The organism is Pseudomonas sp. KCJK9058, from assembly GCF_046230975.1.
In the GTDB taxonomy this organism is placed as follows: domain Bacteria; phylum Pseudomonadota; class Gammaproteobacteria; order Pseudomonadales; family Pseudomonadaceae; genus Aquipseudomonas; species Aquipseudomonas alloputida.
The window spans coordinates 1-18,337 of the sequence record NZ_JBJJLR010000076.1; the positions used below are offsets into that span (position 1 = coordinate 1).

Annotated in this window: 16 protein-coding genes and 1 pseudogene; 5 read left to right on the forward strand and 12 right to left on the reverse strand. The window is 64.4% G+C overall.

The features are described from left to right. The first annotated feature begins 72 nt into the window (after positions 1-72). Both ACK59Z_RS24705 and argE read left to right on the forward strand, forming a co-directional pair. Positions 73-750: a DUF1028 domain-containing protein gene (locus tag ACK59Z_RS24705; protein ID WP_104887760.1), complete on the forward strand. Its 678-nt coding sequence runs from the start codon at positions 73-75 to the stop codon at positions 748-750. Further along, positions 743-1,903: an acetylornithine deacetylase gene (gene argE / locus ACK59Z_RS24710; protein ID WP_409293876.1), complete on the forward strand. Its 1,161-nt coding sequence runs from the start codon at positions 743-745 to the stop codon at positions 1,901-1,903. The genes ACK59Z_RS24705 and argE overlap by 8 nt, the downstream gene beginning before the upstream one ends. A gap of 41 nt (positions 1,904-1,944) precedes the next feature. Here argE and ACK59Z_RS24715 read toward each other — a convergent pair whose 3' ends face one another. The 3 genes from ACK59Z_RS24715 to ACK59Z_RS24725 all read right to left on the reverse strand — a co-directional run bounded on the left by ACK59Z_RS24715 (position 1,945) and on the right by ACK59Z_RS24725 (position 6,344). After that, positions 1,945-3,213 carry a carbohydrate porin gene (locus ACK59Z_RS24715; protein ID WP_409293878.1) on the reverse strand — a complete coding sequence of 423 codons (1,269 nt, stop codon included), beginning with the start codon at positions 3,211-3,213 and terminating at the stop codon, positions 1,945-1,947. 100 nt (positions 3,214-3,313) lie between these two features. Then, on the reverse strand, positions 3,314-5,731 hold the full coding sequence (locus ACK59Z_RS24720; RefSeq protein ID WP_108191364.1) for a glucose/quinate/shikimate family membrane-bound PQQ-dependent dehydrogenase: 2,418 nt from the start codon (positions 5,729-5,731) through the stop codon (positions 3,314-3,316). A 262-nt stretch (positions 5,732-5,993) separates the two neighbouring features. Next, a complete protein-coding gene (locus tag ACK59Z_RS24725; RefSeq protein ID WP_274144516.1) occupies positions 5,994-6,344 on the reverse strand; it encodes a cupin domain-containing protein in 351 nt (116 codons plus the stop codon). 117 nt (positions 6,345-6,461) lie between these two features. Between ACK59Z_RS24725 and ACK59Z_RS24730 the strand changes: the two genes are divergently transcribed. Both ACK59Z_RS24730 and ACK59Z_RS24735 read left to right on the forward strand, forming a co-directional pair. After that, complete coding sequence (locus ACK59Z_RS24730) at positions 6,462-7,367, forward strand: LysR family transcriptional regulator (RefSeq protein ID WP_100773437.1); 906 nt, start codon at positions 6,462-6,464, stop codon at positions 7,365-7,367. Positions 7,368-7,473: 106 nt separating this feature from the next. Continuing rightward, entirely contained in the window at positions 7,474-8,673 is a 1,200-nt protein-coding gene (locus ACK59Z_RS24735) for an MFS transporter (protein WP_004575297.1), read from the forward strand. 47 nt (positions 8,674-8,720) lie between these two features. Here the strand turns inward: ACK59Z_RS24735 and ACK59Z_RS24740 are convergent, their stop codons facing one another. Continuing rightward, a complete protein-coding gene (locus ACK59Z_RS24740; RefSeq protein ID WP_014753413.1) occupies positions 8,721-9,332 on the reverse strand; it encodes a LysE family translocator in 612 nt (203 codons plus the stop codon). A 104-nt stretch (positions 9,333-9,436) separates the two neighbouring features. Between ACK59Z_RS24740 and ACK59Z_RS24745 the strand changes: the two genes are divergently transcribed. Then, positions 9,437-10,414 (forward strand): GlxA family transcriptional regulator, encoded by a 978-nt coding sequence (locus ACK59Z_RS24745; protein ID WP_409293882.1) that lies wholly within the window; start codon positions 9,437-9,439, stop codon positions 10,412-10,414. 1 nt (position 10,415) lies between these two features. Here the strand turns inward: ACK59Z_RS24745 and ACK59Z_RS24750 are convergent, their stop codons facing one another. The 8 genes and pseudogenes from ACK59Z_RS24750 to ACK59Z_RS24785 all read right to left on the reverse strand — a co-directional run. Then, a complete protein-coding gene (locus ACK59Z_RS24750; RefSeq protein WP_004575300.1) occupies positions 10,416-11,267 on the reverse strand; it encodes a CAP domain-containing protein in 852 nt (283 codons plus the stop codon). A 206-nt stretch (positions 11,268-11,473) separates the two neighbouring features. Further along, complete coding sequence (locus ACK59Z_RS24755; RefSeq protein ID WP_108191367.1) at positions 11,474-12,085, reverse strand: cell wall hydrolase; 612 nt, start codon at positions 12,083-12,085, stop codon at positions 11,474-11,476. Positions 12,086-12,119: 34 nt separating this feature from the next. Then, positions 12,120-13,037 (reverse strand): AEC family transporter, encoded by a 918-nt coding sequence (locus ACK59Z_RS24760; RefSeq protein ID WP_003247787.1) that lies wholly within the window; start codon positions 13,035-13,037, stop codon positions 12,120-12,122. A gap of 135 nt (positions 13,038-13,172) precedes the next feature. Next, the gene (locus tag ACK59Z_RS24765; RefSeq protein WP_004575302.1) at positions 13,173-14,036 is read right to left on the reverse strand and encodes a LysR family transcriptional regulator; all 864 of its coding nucleotides are present in this window, start codon (positions 14,034-14,036) and stop codon (positions 13,173-13,175) included. Positions 14,037-14,129: 93 nt separating this feature from the next. Beyond that, on the reverse strand, positions 14,130-14,978 hold the full coding sequence (locus ACK59Z_RS24770) for a proline/glycine betaine ABC transporter permease (protein ID WP_012052103.1): 849 nt from the start codon (positions 14,976-14,978) through the stop codon (positions 14,130-14,132). After that, the gene (locus tag ACK59Z_RS24775; RefSeq protein WP_108191368.1) at positions 14,975-15,991 is read right to left on the reverse strand and encodes an ABC transporter substrate-binding protein; all 1,017 of its coding nucleotides are present in this window, start codon (positions 15,989-15,991) and stop codon (positions 14,975-14,977) included. The genes ACK59Z_RS24770 and ACK59Z_RS24775 overlap by 4 nt, the downstream gene beginning before the upstream one ends. A gap of 95 nt (positions 15,992-16,086) precedes the next feature. Beyond that, positions 16,087-16,842, reverse strand: a complete 756-nt coding sequence (locus ACK59Z_RS24780; RefSeq protein WP_241792063.1) for a methyl-accepting chemotaxis protein — start codon at positions 16,840-16,842, stop codon at positions 16,087-16,089. Between the two features lie 102 nt (positions 16,843-16,944). Beyond that, a pseudogene (locus ACK59Z_RS24785) lies at positions 16,945-18,255 on the reverse strand (HAMP domain-containing protein); the annotation flags it as partial. Positions 18,256-18,337 lie beyond the last annotated feature (82 nt).

Consider the following 18,337-nt stretch of genomic DNA (forward strand, 5'->3'; position numbering starts at 1 on the left):
AAAGGTCGTTTCGCCCGCCCGAAGGTTCCACTCAGAATGCCGTGTATCGCACAGCACAACAGGAACCATGACATGACGTTCTCCATCATTGGTCGTTGCCAGGAAACCGGCCAGGTCGGTATTGCCATCAGCTCGTCGAGCATCGCCGTGGGTGCTCGTTGCCCCTGGGTGCGTGCCGGTGTGGGCGCAGTCTCGACCCAGAACATCACCCTGCCGGCGCTGGGCCCGCAGATTCTCGATACCCTGGAGCATGGCCAGTTGCCGCCCGCCGCTGCGCTGGACAGGGTGCTCAGTGCCAATGGCTGGAGCGAGTACCGCCAGGTCACGGTGATCGACAGCCACGGCCAGGTGGCCCTGTTCACCGGGCGGGAAGCACTGGGCACACACCATGCAATGGCCGGCGAACAATGCGCGGCGGCTGGCAACCTGCTGTCCTCGACCCAGGTGATCGAAGCCATGGTGCTGGCCTTCGAGCAGGCCGGCGGCCACCTGGCCGACCGCCTGCTGGCAGCCATGCACGCGGCGATGGCCGCGGGTGGCGAAGCGGGGCCCGTGCACTCGGCGGCGCTGAAGATTGCTGGCGAGCTGACCTGGCCGCTGGTGGACCTGCGCGTCGACTGGGCCGACAGCGACCCGATCGGCGTGCTCGATGGCCTGTGGCAAGCCTATCGCCCGCAGATGCAGGATTACGTCACCCGCGCCCTCAACCCGACCGCCGCGCCAAGCTATGGGGTGCCGGGCGATGAGTAAATTTGCCAGTCGCGCACTGCTGGCCCGGCTGATCGGCTTTGCCACGGTGAGCCGCGACTCCAACCTGGCGCTGATCGGTTTTATCCGTGATTACCTGGCCGAGCTGGGGGTGGAATGCGAGCTGTTCCATAACCCGGAGGGCACCAAGGCCAACCTGTTCGCCACTGTCGGCCCCAAGGATGTTGGTGGTGTGGTGCTGTCTGGGCATACCGATGTGGTGCCGGTGGATGGCCAGGCCTGGACGGTCGAGCCGTTTGCCCTGAGTGAGCGTGACGGCCGCCTGTATGGCCGCGGCACGGCCGACATGAAAGGCTTTATCGCCTCGGTGTTGGCTGCTGTGCCCGCGTTTCTCGCGCAGCCGCTGCGCATGCCGGTACACCTGGCATTTTCCTATGACGAAGAAGTCGGTTGCCTGGGCGTGCGCTCGATGCTGGCTGCCCTCGAACAGCGCCCGTGTAAACCACGGCTGTGTCTGATCGGTGAACCCACCGAACTCAAACCGGTGCTGGGGCACAAGGGCAAGCTGGCAATGCGTTGCCAGGTACAGGGCGCGGCGTGCCATTCGGCGTACGCGCCGTATGGGGTGAACGCCATCGAGTATGCGGCGAAACTGATTGGCAAGTTGGGTGAAATCGGCGATGCCCTGGCACTGCCGGCTCATCACGACGAGCGCTTCGATCCGCCGTTCTCCACGGTGCAGACCGGCGTGATCAAAGGGGGCAGGGCGCTGAACATCGTGCCGGCCGAGTGCGAGTTCGATTTCGAAGTACGCGCGCTCCCAGGGTTCGAGGCGCAGGCGGTGGCCGACCAGTTACAAACGTATGCTGAAGCCGAGTTGCTGCCGCGCATGCGCAAGGTCAATACCGCCAGCGCCATTCGCCTGGCGCCGCTGAGTGCCTATCCGGGGCTGGCGACACCGGAAGACAGCGAGGCTGCGCGGTTGGTGGCGCTACTCAGCGGCTCGGATACGTTCGGCACGGTAGCGTTTGGTACCGAAGGTGGCTTGTTCGACCAGGCGGGCATCCCCACCGTGGTGTGCGGCCCTGGCAGCATGGACCAGGGCCACAAACCGGATGAGTTTGTCAGTGTCGAGCAGTTGCGCGGCTGTGATGCCATGCTGCTGAGGCTGGTGGACTACCTCAAACAGGCTTGAGGGTTGCGCCGGTGGATGGGCCGCAGTGCGGCCCCGGTGACTCAGAAGGTCGCCTTGACCTGCAGGCCAACCACCAGTGCATTGTCGATGTCTTTGCCCGAAAACGCCCCTGGCTCGATGATGTATTGCACATCCGGGCGCAGGTTCAGCCATGGCGTGGCCTGGTAGCCGTAGCTCAGTTCGATCAACTGCTCGGCGCTGTCGATGTCCGGGAACTGCTGGCCCGCGTTGAACGCGGCATCTTCCAGCACATCGCGGCTACGCGGGTTGGGTACGGCGTGGCCGTAACCCAGTGCCACGGTATCCTTCGGGCGGCCTTCGAACGGCTTGTACAGCACCACGCCGGCGCCATACCACTTGGTGAACGGCGAAGCGGCCTTGCTCGACGCCGAGTACTGGCCGAAGGCGTGCAGGCTTCGGCCTGGGGAGGCCTGGTCGTTCCACACTGCCTGGTCGACCAGCAGGTAATGGCCACCCCGGCCGGACACTTCATCGTCGCTGCCGATGCGTTTCACATCAGAGCTGTCGTAGTAGTAGCCAAGCTTGTACTCGCCTGGCAGTTCACCCTGCAGCTTGTATACCAGCTCTACCGGTACCACGGTGCCGGTGGTGTGCTTGGGCCCCAGGTGCCAGGCGCGGCTGGAGTTGCCGTTGCTCTCGGGGTCGACGTTGAACGCCGCCACGCGCAGCTGCCAGGCTGGCGACAGGTCGTACTTCACCCGCACGCCGAGGTGGGCGTTGGGGTAATTGGTCCAGCCACTGCCGCCCGACATGTTCAGCGGGTGGCCGCAGAAGCCGGCGTTCATGAAGTTGCACAGGATGCCGCTGTCCAGGCCGCCGAGGTCGTTGCCCATGGCCATGTAGCCGAGCTTGACGTTGAGCGCCGGGGTGAACAGCGTGCGCTCGTAGCTCAGCTCGGTCAGGCGGGTGTACAGGCCGCCGAAGTTTTCCTGGATTGGCAGGCGGTTGCCTACCAGGTCTTCCGAAGCGCTGTTGCCGCGGCGGTCGTTGATGGTCAGCTGGACCTTGCCGCCGTTGTCCAGGCCGTACAGTTTCGACAGGTCGAACTGCACGCCCAGCTTGACGTTCTGCGAATAGCGCGCCGAACGGTGCAGGCCACCGTGGGCGTTGTAGGCGGTTTCACCGCTGTAGTCGCCGGTGATCTTGACGCCGTCTTCTTCGAGTTGATGACGCAGGCCGCCCCAGTCACCGGTCAGGGTGCTGCGGGTCATGAGGTCGTCGTTGGCAAGGGCGCTGGTGCTGGCCAGGGTCAGCAGCAGGGCGGGGGTGATGCGAATTGCGGATGGCATTACAGAATCTCGGATTGTCTTTGAGGGGCATTCGCGGACAAGCCCGCTCCTACAGGGGCCTTGTAGGAGCGGGCTTGCCCGCGAAGCAGGCGACGCGGTCTTACGGCAGAGCGTAAGAAATCACATAGTCGCCGCGGTCAGTCGACTGGCGGGCGCCGCCAGCGGTGATCACCACGTACTGCTTGCCGGTCTTCGGCGAGACGTAGGTCATCGGGCCGCCCTGGCTGCCCACGGGCAGGCGAGCCTTCCAGATTTCGTTACCGTTGCTGCTATCGTAGGCGCGCAGGTAGAAGTCCTGGGTACCTGCGATGAACACCAGGCCGCCTTGGGTCGACAGGGTGCCGCCAAGGGTTGGCAGGCCGATCTTGATCGGCAGGTGCATGCGGATACCGAGCGGGCCGGTGTCTTCAACGGTGCCGACCGGCACCTGCCAGGCCACCTGGCGGGTTTTCATGTCGATGGCGGTCAGGGTGCCGAACGGCGGTGCCTGGCATGGAATGCCGGCGACCGACAGGAAGCGGTTCTTGTTCACGGCATACGGGGTGCCCTTGAGCGGTACCGCGCCCATGCCAGTGTTCAGTGCTTCGCCACCGGAAGCCGCGCCACCTTTGTTCTGCGACGGGATCATCTGGATCCACAGGCCCAGACGCATGTCGTTGACGAAGATGAAGCCATGTACCGGGTCGGTAGAAATGCTGCCCCAGTTCATGCCACCCAGCGAACCCGGGAAGCTCAGCGACAGGTCGGTACCCGGCGCGGTGTACAGGCCGTCGTAGCGCATCTTCTTGAAGTCGATGCGGCACAGCAACTGGTCATACGGGGTGGCGCCCCACATGTCCGATTCGGTCAGGGTCTGCGCGCCGATCTGCGGCATGCCCACCGACTTGGGCTGGGTAGGGGCGTACGGCTCGTTCGGGATGTTGCTTGGCTTGACCGGTACTTCGTCGACCTGGGTCAGCGGCTTGCCGGTGGCGCGGTCGAGCACGTAGATCTGCCCGGCCTTGGTGCCGATCACCACCGCAGGTACCGACTGGCCGTCGTCCTTGGTGAAGTCGATCAGGCTTGGCTGCATGGGCAGGTCGAAGTCCCAGAGGTCGTTGTGCACGGTCTGGAACACCCATTTCTGGTTGCCGGTGGTGGCGTCCAGGGCCAGCACCGAAGCGCCGTAAGTGTGGTCCAGTTTGCTGCGCTCAACGCCGTAGATGTCGGTGGAGGACGAGCCCATCGGCAGGAACACGGTGTTCATCGCCGGGTCGTAGGACATCGGTGCCCAGCTATTCGGGGTGCTGCGCACGTAGGTCTTGTCGCCCTGGGGAGCCTGGCGGTCTTCCGGGTTGCCCGGGTCGAAGGCCCAGCGCATTTCACCGGTGATCACGTCAAAACCACGGATCACGCCGCCTGGCATGTCGGTCTGGACGTTGTCGGCAACACGGCCGCCGACCACCACGGTGGTGCCGGCCATCAGCGGTGCCGAGGACAGCTGGTAGTAGGAGTCCGGGACATCACCCAGGCCGGCCTTGAGGTCGACCTGGCCGTTGTTGCCGAAACCCTGGCAGAACTCGCCGGTGTCGGCGTCGACGGCAATCAGGCGGCCGTCGATGGTGTTGGTCAGCAGGCGACGCTGGCAGTTGGCACCGGCCGCTACGCTAACGCCGGTGATCGGCGAGCTGTTCGGCTGGGTTGGCTGGGCGATGGCGGCAGTGGCGTCGAAGTAGGCCATGCCACGGCAACGCTGCCAGACCTTGGACTGGGCGTTGATTTCGTTCTTCCACAGCTCTTTGCCGGTGTCGGCATCGAGTGCGATCAGGTTGTTGTGCGGGGTGCAGATGAACACCTTGCTGCCGATCTGCAGCGGGGTGAGCTGGTCTTCGGCACCGTTGCCGTCACTGATCGCGACGTCGCCGGTGTGGTAGGTCCAGGCCACTTTCAGCTTGTTGACGTTGTCACGGTTGATCTGGTCCAGCGCGGCGAAGCGGCTGCCACCTTCGGTGTTGCCGTAGTGGGCCCAGTCTTTCTGTTCCTTGCCGGCTTCGACCGGGGTCATGCCCGGGCCCTTGCCGGTGGGGGCGACGCTTGGGTGGGCAACGAACATGTTGCCGACCGCGATCACCAGTACCACGGCCATTACCCCGGCTACGCCGTATACACCGCGCCCGGCGCTGGCGCCGTTGGCACGCGCCAGCAGCGGGTAGACCAGGGCCACGACCATGCCGATTGCGCCGAACATGAACAGGCGCGAGAACAGCGGCCAGAACACCAGGCCCGCATCGATCAGTGCCCAGATGGCAGTACCGACCAGGAACACGGCATACAGCCAGGCGCCCGCCTTCTTGCGGCGAGCAATGAGGACACCGGCGATGGCCATGGCCAAGCCGCCGATCAGGAAGTACCAGGAACCGCCCAGACCGGCGAGCTTGACGCCGCCAGCAGCGAGGAGGAGGCCGAGCAGGGCGATGATCACGCCCAGGCCGACCAGGATGAAGTGTGTGGCGCCAGAGGCGCGCGGTGTTTCTTTCATGCCAGGGATCTCAGCAGGTGGAATGCGCGCAGTTTAAGCCCTTAGCTTGCTAATTAACAAGTTGGTACATAATTGAGCGAGGCTGATTGTCGCAGGGCTGAACTTACGAAGATGTGGCTAAAAGTATAGATAATGTGCTGAAAAACGCATTGAACGGGACGTTTATGACGCCTCTTCGATTTGTATTCATGCTTTGGTCGTAAGCCCAACCTTGCACGGCGACGGGACAACTGCGCCTTGTGCACGGGCCGGCATGGCCCCTTCAAGCCGGCCATGGGGTGCTGCTGCTATAGAACACCGCGAGCCAGATGGTGGCCGTGCCGGGCGCGGTCCATTCCACGCGGTGGCGGTCGTGCGGGGGGATGTCCAGACAATCGCCCGGCGCCAGCAGGCGGGTGTGGTGCTCGTGCTCGAAACGCAGGGCGGCAGCACCACTGAGCAACATGATCCACTCGCCTTCGGCCTGGTCGTACCAGAAGCCGGGTGGGCTGGCCTGCCCGCTGGAGACGATACGCTCCACGCGGATGCCCGGGCGGCTGAGCAATTCGTCGACACGTTCGGCGCTGGTGGGATCGCAGGGCGGCAGGGCGGTCAGCAGGTTGTTCAGGGTCATGGTAAGCCTCCTTGGAAATGGGGTGATTCCACTATGGACGCAATCGCCTTGACGCGCGCGGCTTGACCCGCCCGGCTGTTTGTAAGAACTTTCCGAGTTTTGGAAGACGGGCTGAACATGGACAAGCTGCTGGCGATGAAAATGTTCGTGGCCACTGTCGATGCCCAAGGCTTTTCTGCTGCCGCGCGCAGGCTAGGGCTGGCGACATCGTCGGTGACACGTCTGGTCGATGCCCTGGAAGCGTCGCTGGGTGCCACCTTGCTCAACCGCTCGACACGCCAGGTCAGCCTGACCGAGGCTGGCGCCCGTTACTACCAGCGCGCACGGGGCATTTTTGAAGCACTGGACGAGGCTGATGCCAGCATCGCCGATCGCGGCGAGGAGCCTGTCGGTGTGCTGCGCCTGTGCCTGCCAGTGGAGTTCGGCAGGCGGGTCATTGCCCCGCACCTGGGGCCATTCCTGGCGCAGCACCCGGCGCTGGAACTGGACATCGACCTCAGCGACCGCCTGGACGACTTGCTTGACGGGCGCTATGACCTGTCGATTCGTCTGGGCGACCCCTCGCCCAATGACGAGTTGGTGTGTCGCCGGCTCGGCCGTTTTCAGCGTTGGCTGGTGGCCAGCCCGGCTTACCTGGCCGGGCGTGAGCCACTGCAGCATCCCCGGGAGTTGCTTGACCATGCCTGCCTGCGCTTTCGCTATGGGCAGAAGGCGCGCCCCTGGCGCCTGACCTGTGGCCAGGACAGCCTGGAACTGGACGTAAGTGGGCCACTGCGCAGCGCCAATGCCGACATGTTGCGTGAAACGGCACTGGCAGGCAGTGGTATCGCACTGCTGGCCGATTGGCTGGTACGCGAGGATGTGTTGGCAGGGCGCCTGCAGCGGGTCTTCCCCGACTGGCAGGCCAGCCCTGGTATGGCCAACAACAGCATCAACGCCTTGTATATGCCCAACCACCGGGGCTCACGGCGGGTAAACGCATTCATCGACTTTTGCGAAAATTTGCTCATACACGGTCACTAGTGTTGCGCAGCGCGCAAAGCCGCATTGCGCCGCCGCCGGATTCTCGGCGCTGACGTCCATGGGTAAGGTGGCCGGCATATACCCACTCCTTTTCGAGGAACTTCGCATGAACCCCTCCCTTGCGACAGCGCAACCGGCAGCCGCCAGCCTGAGCCGGGCTCTGGTAGTGCTGCTGGCGTTCTGCTGCGGCGCGATTGTCGCCAACATCTACTACGCCCAGCCCATCGTCGGGCTGATCGCCCCCGACCTGGGGCTGTCCACCGAGCATGCCAGCCTCATCGTTTCGCTCACGCAGTTGGGCTATGCCCTGGGCCTGTTATTGCTGGTGCCGCTGGCCGACCTGCTGGAAAACCGCCGCCTGATGGTGGCCACCGCGGTCCTGGCCTGCGTCAGCCTGCTGCTGGCGGGCACCAGCAGCAGTGGCCAGGGGCAACTGTTCCTGGGTTACGCACTGCTGATCGGCTTCAGTTCGGTGTCGGTGCAGATGCTCATCCCGCTGGCGGCGCATCTGGCGCCGGAGCAGCAGCGTGGTCGTGTGGTCGGTAACATCATGGGCGGCTTGCTGCTGGGCATCCTGCTGGCGCGACCGCTGTCGAGCGTGGTGGCCGACCACTTCGGCTGGCGTGCGGTGTTCATTGGCGCCGCCGGGGTAATGCTGGCGATCATCCTGTTGCTGTCATTGACCTTGCCGCAACGGCGGCCCGAGCACAAAGCCAGCTATGCCGGGCTGATGCTGTCGCTGCTCACACTGCTGCGTCGTTATCCGCTGTTGCGCCAGCGTTCGTTGTACCAGGCATTGATGTTTGCAGCGTTCAGCCTTTACTGGACGGCAGTGCCGATGGCGCTTGCCGGTGAGCATGGCCTGTCACAAAGCCAGATCGCTGTGTTCGCCCTTGTCGGCGCGGTGGGTGCCGTTGCTGCGCCCATGGCCGGCCGCCTGGCCGATGCCGGGCATGCCCGGGCCGGCTCGCTGCTGGCGCTGTTGCTGGCGCCGGCGGCCTTGTTGCTGGGGCTGACAGTGCCGGGATACAGCGTGATTGGCCTGGGCCTTACCGGCGTGTTGCTGGACTTTGCGGTGCAGATGAACATGGTCATCGGCCAGCGTGAAGTGTACGCACTGGACCCTGCCAGCCGCGGGCGGCTGAATGCGGTGTACATGACCAGCATCTTCCTCGGCGGGGCGCTGGGGTCGGCGGTGGCCAGTGCGCTGTTCAGCCAGTTTGGCTGGCATGGCGTTGCACTGGTGGGGGCGGGTTTGCCGGGTGTCGCGCTGGTTGTGTTTCTACTCAAAGCACGCCGGGGTTGAACCGTTACGCGGTGGTGGCACGGGTTTCACCCGTGTTCGCGGGCCCGCTATCGGCCAAGCGGCAGCGCCAGGCCAATCAAAGCAAACAGGCTCCCGCAGCAGCGATTGAAACCTTTGCCACCCTTGGCCAGCCATGGCCGAATGCGAAACGCCAGGCGCGCCAGCAGGTATTCGACCAGGCACTCGACGCTGGCAAAGGTCGCGGCCATCACCGCAAATTGCAGCACCAGCCCTCGCTGTGGGTCGATGAACTGCGGCAGGAAGGCACCATAGAACAGCAGCACCTTGGGGTTCGCCATGGCCGAAAGCAGGCCCTGGCGAAACAGCCCGGCATTGCCCAGCCGCGCGCTGTGCGCGGTCAATTCCAGCTGCAGGCCTGGACTGCGCCACAGTTGAATGCCCAGCCAGATCAAATAAGCCCCACCCACCCACTTCAGGACGCTCAGCACTGCCGCCGAGGTCTGCAGCAGTGCGCTGAGGCCGAACATGGTCAAGGCGATGAGGGCGCTGAAACCCAATACCCCGCCCACGATGGTGAACAGCGTTCGCCGTGCGCCATAGAGCGCGCCATGGGTCAACGCCAACAGGCTGTTGGGCCCTGGGGTCAGCGACAGGCCGATGCTGGCCAGCAGGTAGATGAGCCAGGTGTCCAGTGCCATGTTGAAAACTGCCTTGTTCGAGAGAGTGCGACAGTCTATGGCGCAACGCTCACGCTGAAAGAGTACTATCTGGTCATACAAGAGTCTTTTCTGGACGTGGTTTCATGCCGCCCGACATTCGCTTGCTGATCATGCCGTTACCGGATTTTGCCTTGCTGCCGTTTGGCGCCTTTCTCGACAAATTGCGCTTCAGCGCCGACGACGAGGACTACAGCCAACAACGCTATTGCAGCTGGACGGTGGCGGGGCTCAGCCTTGAGCCGGTACCGTCGAGCAGTGGCGCAGTGCTGCAGGTCGAGGCCATTGCCGATCAGCTCGACCTCGACCTATTCGACTACCTGGTGGTGTTCGGCGGTCGCAGTGCCATGGCCACCGCGGCGCTGGCGCCACGTTACCAGGCGTTGCTCAGGCAGGCCGCCAAGGCGGGAGTCAAGCTGGTGGGGGTCGACAATGGCGCCTTCCTGCTGGCTGCCTGCGGCCTGCTGCAGGGGCACAAGGTGGTGGTGCACTGGCGTCACGAAGCCGAGTTTCGTGCTGCTTTTCCGCAGTTGCAGCTGCTGCGCGAGCAGTTGTACTGCATCGATGGCAACCGCATCACGTGCGCCGGTGGCACTGCCGCCATAGACCTGGCCGTTGCACTACTGTCACGCGCTTGTGGGCGAGCCCGTGCGCTCAAAGGGCTGGCTGACATGCTGGTGGACGAGACCCGCGACAGCCGTCACGCCTTGCGCTCGCTGGAGCTGGGTGCTGGTCAGGGGCGCCAGGTGCAACGGGCGCAAGCACTGATGCGTCATCACCTGGGCACACCGTTGGCCGTGGAGCAACTGGCCGCAGAGCTGGGCATCAGCCGGCGTCAACTGGACCGGCAGTTCCAGGCCAGCCACGGTATGAGCACCAAGGCCTGGTGGCTGGAGATGCGCTTGCAGCAGGCGCGCTGGCGTTTGCTCAACTCCAGCCACAGCCTGGCGCAGATTGCCGATGAGGTGGGCCTGGGTGATGCCAGCTACCTTGGCAAGTGCGTGCGGCGTCGGTTTGGGTGTACGGCCCTGCAGTTGCGTGCAGGTCATTACCCGCTCACGTGATCTACTGCGGCGTCCCGAACAACCCTGTCCAGTAGATCCCTGCATCGCTCTTGGGGTCTATCGCATAGGCAGCGCCCAATTCACGGAAGTCCGGATTCATCAGCGTGGCGCAGTGCCCCGGGCTGTCCAGCCAGCCGTTGACGACCTTTTGCGCGGTGTCACGCCCGGCGGTGATATTTTCGCCGATCTGCTGGTACAGGTACCCGGCCAGTTCCGCCCGGTCACCGGGTGTGCGGCCATCTTTGTCGATGTGGTCGAAGAAGTTCTGGTTGGCCATGGCCCGTGTGTGGTTGGCGGCGACCTCCGCCAGCACTGTGCTCCAGCTCAGTGCCGGGGCGGCGGCAAACGGCTGGCCACCGCATTGCCGTGGCACCTTGCGCGCGGCGTTGACCTCCTGCAGCACTTTCTGTCCCTCGGCCTGCCAGTCGCCCAGGCGGCCGCTGAGCAGCGGCCGTGCCAGCACGATGCGCCAGTCGCGGCCCTCCTGGCTGACGCCGATATCGACGAATTGCGGGTCGAGCACCACTTGGCAGAAGCTTTCCTCGATGGCATGCATGGCGGCGCGTGCGTCGCGTGGCCCCGACAGGCTGATGGCCTGGACGCTGACCATGGGGTAGGCGGCGCGGGTCATGGCCTGTTGCAGGTCGCGGGTGCCCTCTGGCGACAGCGCAAGGCGTGTGTCGCTGTTGAGCGGCGGCAGTTCCAACGACGCCTCGCCACCGCAGGGCTGGGCCTTGCTGCGGTAGACATTGATCGAATCGATCAACTGCGCCTCTTCGCCGGTGGCTGCCAGCGCCCCGGTCGAAACGACCAGGCCCAGTGACAAGGCGACAACGGATGTCAGGACGCGCATGTGGATCTCCCTATGACTGGCAGCGTCGTGGTGTGCGCTGCTCATCCTACACAAGCCCGGGGCTTTTGGCCCGAGGTCGTGCAAGGCAATGAAAACACCGGCAATCGTTACTGGCGGCAAAAGAGGGAGTAGACCCCAGGCCCGTGGAAAAGTGCGGTCAGGTGCCAGTCATTCGCATCGGGCCGGCGTTGTCAGCCGTTTACGCGTCAATGGGCCAACGCCTGGTTCGGCTTGTAGAACAGGAAGTGGGTGGTCTGCGCGGTCTTGCGATAAGCCTTCGCCCAGTCGGGGCGCACCGTGCGGTCGTGAAAGTACAACGCACCGCCGGTGGGGTCTTTCAACTGCTGGTTCAGCGCCTTGCGTGCGATCTCTTTGGCAACGTCGTAGCGTTGCGGTTCCTCGACCTGGTCCGGGCGCCCATCACACCACCATGAGAACTGACAGGCCTTGGTCTCCACACCCTGTTTGACTACCGCGCAGATGGTGTCGGGAAAGCCATCGTGGCCCAGGCGGTTGAGCACCACACTGGCCACTGCGGTCATGTCTTTGGCGTCGGCGCCTTTGGCTTCCCAGTAGATGGTACGTGCCAGGCAGGTGATGCTGTCATCCAGCGGCGCCTGGCCAGCCGGGTCCACTGCCTGCGTTTCGCCTGGGGTCAGTTTCTCTGCCTTCCTGGGGGGCGGCGCATCTTCGACGACCTTTTCTTCAAGCACTGCGGCCTTGTCCTCGGCAACGGCGGCTTTGGCGGGATCAGCGGCATACAGGGGGGCTGCGAGCAGGGCCGAGGTCAAGCCGATCAGCATCAAGTGAAGGCGCATGGGCACATTACCAGGCAGTGGGCAGAATTTCAGTCTAGCCAAGCGTAAGCATTAATACCAAAGGCAGGGTGGCGGCCGCAGCCACGGTCTGCAGGGCGATGAGGGTGGCCATCAGTGGCGCATTGCCGCCCATTTGCCGGGCCATGACATAAGATGACGAAGCGGTTGGCAGCGCCTGGAACAACACCGCCACCACTGCTGCCTGGCCACTCAGGCCGAGCAGCCGGCAAACGCCCCAGGTGGTCAGTGGCATGACCAGGAACTTGAACGTCGATGCTGCCATCAGCGGCCGTACCTGCTGGCCGAGGCTGGCGCCGCCCAGGGCAGCGCCGACACACAGCAGGCCCAAAGGCAGTGCGGCCTGGCCCAAGGCCTTGACCGTGGCGTCGATACCGGCCGGCAAGCCCAGCCCCGTGGCCCGTAGCACCAGCCCCCCTGCGCAGCCGACGATCAACGGGTTGGCGAAGATCGCCCGAAGCACTGTGGCTGGCGAACTGTGACGGGCGCTGAAGCGGGCAAACACCAGCACGCAAAGCAGGTTGACCAAGGGCACGATGGCAGCGTTGGCCACCGCCGCCAGGGCAATCCCGGCGCTGCCGTAGATGCCCGCAGCCAGGGTGGCACCGATGTAGTTGTTGAAGCGGATACCGCCCTGAAACACCGAGGTGAAGTCGGCGCCCTCATGGTTCGCTGCGCCCTGATACAGCATCAGCAATACGGCACCGGCCAGGGTCGAGAGCATCAGTGCGCCGGCCATGCCCAGCACCGGTATGCCATCGAGGTTGGCAGTGGCCAGGCCATGGAGGAACAGCGACGGCAGCAGGACGTAGTAGCTCAGGCGCTCGGCGCCAGGCCAGAAGCTCTCGGCAAGAAAACCGCGAAGGCGCAGGAAGGTACCCAGCGCTATCAGCAGGATGATGGGGAGCAGGGTGGTCAGCAGCAAGTGCAGCATGGTCAGCATTCCGTGGTCGGGTACGTGCACAGACTACGGGGGCGGATCAATCTGTAAAAACGTTGTTTTCTTCAGTGACCGTTGAGGAAAAATGCATGTTGGTGGGTGCAGATCGCGCTTTGGAGCAGCCTGGTGTCAGGCTTCCAGGGCGGTCTTCAACACCGCACTCAAATGCCGCCGCTGGCTTTTTTCATGCTCCAGCAACACCACCCGCCGGGTCAGCTGCGGCTCGCCAAACGGCAGGCAGGTGGCGGGTGGCAAGCGTTGCAGGTCGTCATCCGCCATGGGAATGACCGCCACGCCCAGGCCCATCACCGCCATGCGCGCCAGGGCTTCCTGGCTGTCCAGTTCCATCAGCTCGCTCACCTGCACCTGCTGGCGGCGTAGTTCCTGCTCGATCTGCCGGCCGGCCCAGGCACGCTTGTCGAAGCGCAGGAATGGCTGGCTGGCCAGCAACTGCGGCACGCTATACCCGGCCAGCTCAGGGCTGGCAATGGCCCAGAAACGGTCCTCGAACAGCGGTGTAAAGTCCAGGTTCTGCGGGTAAGGGCTGACCGGTTCGGTGGTGATCGCCGCATCGAGCTCACCGTCTTCCACGCGCCGCGCCAGCTCCGCCGACATGCCCGAGGCCACGCTGATGTGTAGCTGCGGGTGATGGGCCTTGATCCACACCAGCGCCTTGGGCAAGCGCCGCGCCAGCACCGTGTGTATCGCCCCGAGGCGCAAGCGGCCGCGCAGGCTTGGGCCGCTGGCCAGGGCATCGGCCAGTTCGTCATAGGCAGCCAGAAGGCTTTCGGCGCGGGCCACCGCCAACTGGCCGGCTTCGGTCAGCACCACCTGCCTGCGGCTACGGTCGAACAAGGCCACCTTCAGTTCGTCTTCGAGGGTTTTGATGTGCAGGCTGACCGCCGAGGGGGTGAGGCTGAGCAGGTCGGCGGCGCGGGCAAAGGTGCCGTGGCGGGCGATGGTCACCAAGGTGCGCAGGGCTTTCAGGGACATGCGGTTGAGGTCCGGTTCTCAGCTGACAGAGGCATATTGTCAGGCCCGGCCCTCTCGCAGCACAAGGCTGCTCCCAGGCCTTGGCGATACGGCTTAGCGACGACTGCGCCCATAGGCCTGGCTGATCCGGTCGATCACCATGGCCAGGGCGACAATTGCCAGCCCGGCCTCCATCCCTTGGCCAACATTCAAGGTCTGGATCCCCGCCAGCACATCCTCACCCAACCCACGGGCGCCGATCATCGACGCCACGACCACCATCGACAAGGCCATCATGACCGACTGGTTGAGCCCGGCCATGATACTCGGCAACGCCAGGGGCAGGGCGATGCGCCGCAACCGCTGCCAGCGGCTGGCGCCAAGGCCGTGTGCGGCCTGCAGCAACGAGGGGTCGATCTGGCTCAAGCCCAGCTCGGTCAACCGCACCAGCGGCGGCAGGGCGTAGATCAGCGTGGCGAACACGGCAGGCACCTTGCCCAGGCCAAACAGCATCAGCACCGGGATCAGGTAAACGAACGCAGGTAGCGTCTGCATCACATCGAGGACCGGCAACAGCAGCCGCCTGGCCAGTGGCCGGGCGGCCAGCAGGATGCCCAGCGGTACACCCACCAGTACGCACAGGCCGGTACTGACCAGCACCAGGGCCAGGGTCTGCAGCAGCTTGTCCCAGAGCCCGAGCATACCGATCAAGGCCAGCAGCGCGACCAGCACGGCGCTGCGCAGCAGGCTGCGGCTGGCGTGCCAGGCCAGCAGACCCACCAGCAACAACAACAGCCACCAAGGCAACAGACGCAACAGGTTCTCCAGGCCGACCAGCAGTTGCAGCAACTGGTCAGAAAAACTGCGCAGGTGGTCGCCGTAGTTCAATACCAACCCGTCGACCAGGCGGTTGATGCTGTCGGCAAAGGAAAACTGCAGGGTCTGCGGGAAACCGCTGCTCACAGGCTGGCCTCGACCTTGGCGGCGATGTCCGCCGGCAGCCAGGCTTTCCACACCTCGCGGTTATCGCGCAGGAAGGTGAGGGCGGCTTCGCGCGGGGGCGTGCGTTTTTCGCTCATGACGGCCAGGGACTTGTTCAGGCGATCGATGGGCAGGTTGACCTGTTCGAACACACTGACCAGGTCTGGGTAGTTTTCGCGAAAGGCTTTGGACACGCCGATCGACAACTTTGCCGGCAGCGAGCGGCTGCCTTTCGGGTTGGGGTTGGCGGGGTCGGTGAGGGTGGCCCAGGCCCGGGCATCGAACGGGGGTTCTTCCAGCCGGATGAGCTTGTAGCGCCCCATCAGCGGGGTCGGGTTCCAGTAGTAGAACAGCACAGGTTTGCCGCGCCGGATTGCCGAACCGATCTCGGCGTCCATCGCGGCGCCGGAGCCACTGCGGAAGTTGTTGTAGAGGCCATCCAGGCCATAGGCCTTGAGCTTTTGGCTGTTGACGGTTTCAGACGTCCAGCCGCTTGGGCTGTTGAGAAAACGCCCTTTACCGGGCGATTCGGGGTCAGAAAATACCTGCGGGTAACGTTTGAGGTCCTCGACACTGTGCAGCTCAGGCGCCACGGGTTTCAGGTTGCGTGCGGCATCGCCCTCGATCACATAGGCCGGTACCCACCAACCTTCCTCTGCATTTTTGACCGTATCGCCCAGTGCGAACACCTGGCCGGCCTGTTCGGCCTTGACCCAGGCAGGGCTGCGCCCGGCCCATTCCTCGGCGATCACTTGCAGGTCATTGCGCGCCAGGGCCACCTCCATGCTGACCGTGCTGCCAGGAAGGCTGTCGGTGCGGTAGCCGTAGCCGCGCTCCACGATCAGGCGCAGGATCTCGGTGGTGAGGGCGCCGCTTTCCCAGCCGATGGCACCAAAATGGATAGGCGCAGGTTGTTCTGCCGATGCGGCGCTGTCCGTGCTGGCCAGGCCCAACGTCAACAGCAGCCCGGCCAGCAGCGTTGAAATGCTCTTCATGTGAACCTCGTCGTTCGCCATGCCTTGGCGGTGGGGGCAAGTGTAGACGACGAGGTTTTGTCAGTTTCAGGGCCACTGGCGTGGCCCCGTTCGCTTCAGACGCGGAACTGGTCCATCAGCGCTTGCTGCTGGTTGGCCAGGCTGTTCAGCGACTGGCTGACCCGCGCCGACTCGTTGGCCTGGCCAGACAGGGATTCAGTGACATCACGAATGGTCGCCACGTTGCTGTTGATTTCCTCGGCTACCGCACTTTGCTCCTCGGCGGCAGAGGCGATCTGCAGGTTCATGTCGGTGATAACCGTCACCGCCTGGCCAATGCGCTGCAATGCCGTGACGGCTTGGCCGACCTGCTCCACGCCACCTTGGGCCTGGCGGTGGCTGTGGTCCATGGCGCCGACCACTTCGCGGGTGCCGTTCTGCAGGGCTTCGATGACCTGACGGGTTTCTTCCACCGACTCCTGAGTGCGCTGGGCAAGGTTGCGCACCTCATCGGCGACCACGGCAAAGCCACGGCCGGCCTCTCCGGCGCGGGCAGCTTCGATGGCAGCGTTGAGTGCCAGCAGGTTGGTCTGTTCGGCGATCGAGCGGATCACTTCCAGTACCGAGCCGATCTTCTCGCTGTTCTGCGCCAGGCCTTCTATTTCGGCCATGGTGTCGCTCATGTTGGCGGCCAGGGCACCGATGCTGCTGGTGGTGCGGTCGATTACCGCCAAGCCCTCGCGGGTGGCCTGGTCGGCATCGCGCGCCGCCTGCGCAGCCTGGGCGGCGCTGCGGGCAACGTCCTGGGCGGTGGCGCTCATTTCATGGGAGGCGGTGGCTACCTGGTCGACCTGGCGGTACTGCTGCTCCATGCCGGCGCTGGTTTCAGTGGCAATCGCCGAGGACTGGTCGGCCGTGCCTCGGGCGGCCTGCACCGAGCGTTTGACCTCGGCGATGGTTGGCTGCAACTTGTCGAGGAAGCGGTTGAACCAGCCGGCCAGTTCGCCCAGTTCGTCCTGTTTCTGGTAGGTCAGGCGACGGGTCAGGTCGCCTTCGCCGCTGGCAATGTCCTTGAGCATGGCGGCCACGCCGAGGATCGGCCGGGTAACGCCGCGGGCCATCAGCCATACCAGCAGCAGGCCGACAATGGCGGCGGCCAGGCCCAGGCTCAGTTCCAGCAAGGTGCCGCTGGTATTGAGCGCGTCAAGTTCCTGCTTCAGGGTTTCGGCCGGCCCGGTCAGGGCGTTTTCCGGCACATCCAGCAACACGCCCCAGGGCTGGGCGTCCGGGATTGGCCGGAATGCCGCCAGCACCTTCAAGCGCTGCCGGTCGTGGAGGATGGTCAGCTTGCCATCGGCCAGCTTGCGCACCAGCTCGGCGCCTTTGACCGGGTCTACCTGGTCAAAGCGCTGGGCCAGCTTGCTGGCATCGGCGCTGTAGCCGGCCAGCAGGCCGACCGGGGTCAGAATGCCGACCGTGGTGCGGCCTTCGTAGAGGCTGCGGCTGGCCTCCTGGCTCAGCGCCTGCAGGCTATTGAGGTTGATGTCGATGGACAGGGTGGCAATGATCTTGCCGTTGACCGCCAGCGGGAACACGATGCTGGTCATCAGCACCTGCTGGCCATCGATGTCGTAGAAGTACGGCTCTACCACGCACACCTTGCCGGAGGTGCGTGGGCATACCCACCAGGTGTTGGCCGGCTGGCCGCTGGGGCCGATCTCGGTGTTGGCCATGTCATGTTCGGGCAGGGCCATCGAGGTCAACTGGCCGGCGCGTGGCTGCGACCAGTACAGGGCAAAGCGCCCGGTTTCGTTGCTGCCCAATGCTGCCTTGCCGGCAAACAGGCTGTCCTTGTTGTCCAGGGCATTGGGCTCGAACACCAGTGACAGGCCGAGCAGGTCGGGGTTGGCTTGCAGTGCGGCGCGTACCTGGCGGGTCATGTCCTCGCGCAGGTCGAAGGCATCGAGAAAGCGCTTTTCGGCCTGCTCGCGCAGGAACAGCACCTGACGGGCGAAGCCGGCGCCGTACTGGTAGGCATCCATGAACTGGCGGCGAATGTTCAGCGCTTGCACTTCACCTTGTGACTCGATACGCGACTGCGCCGCCTCGGTCAGCATGTGCATGCTGCTGGCCTTGACCAGGTCCGAACTGTGATCCATGCGGTACAGCGACAGGCCGACGAGCAAGGTGACGATAGCGGCCAGACAGAGACCGGCGAGCAGGGTGATCTTCCACTGGATGGAAAGTTGTCGCAAAGGCATGGGGGCGGATCCCTTTTTTGGCATTAAGGGTTATGGCTTTATCTGCGGTGGGGCCGGGAGGTGCCAAAGCGCTGCGGCCAGGCACCTCGCTGCCTCCCTCAATATC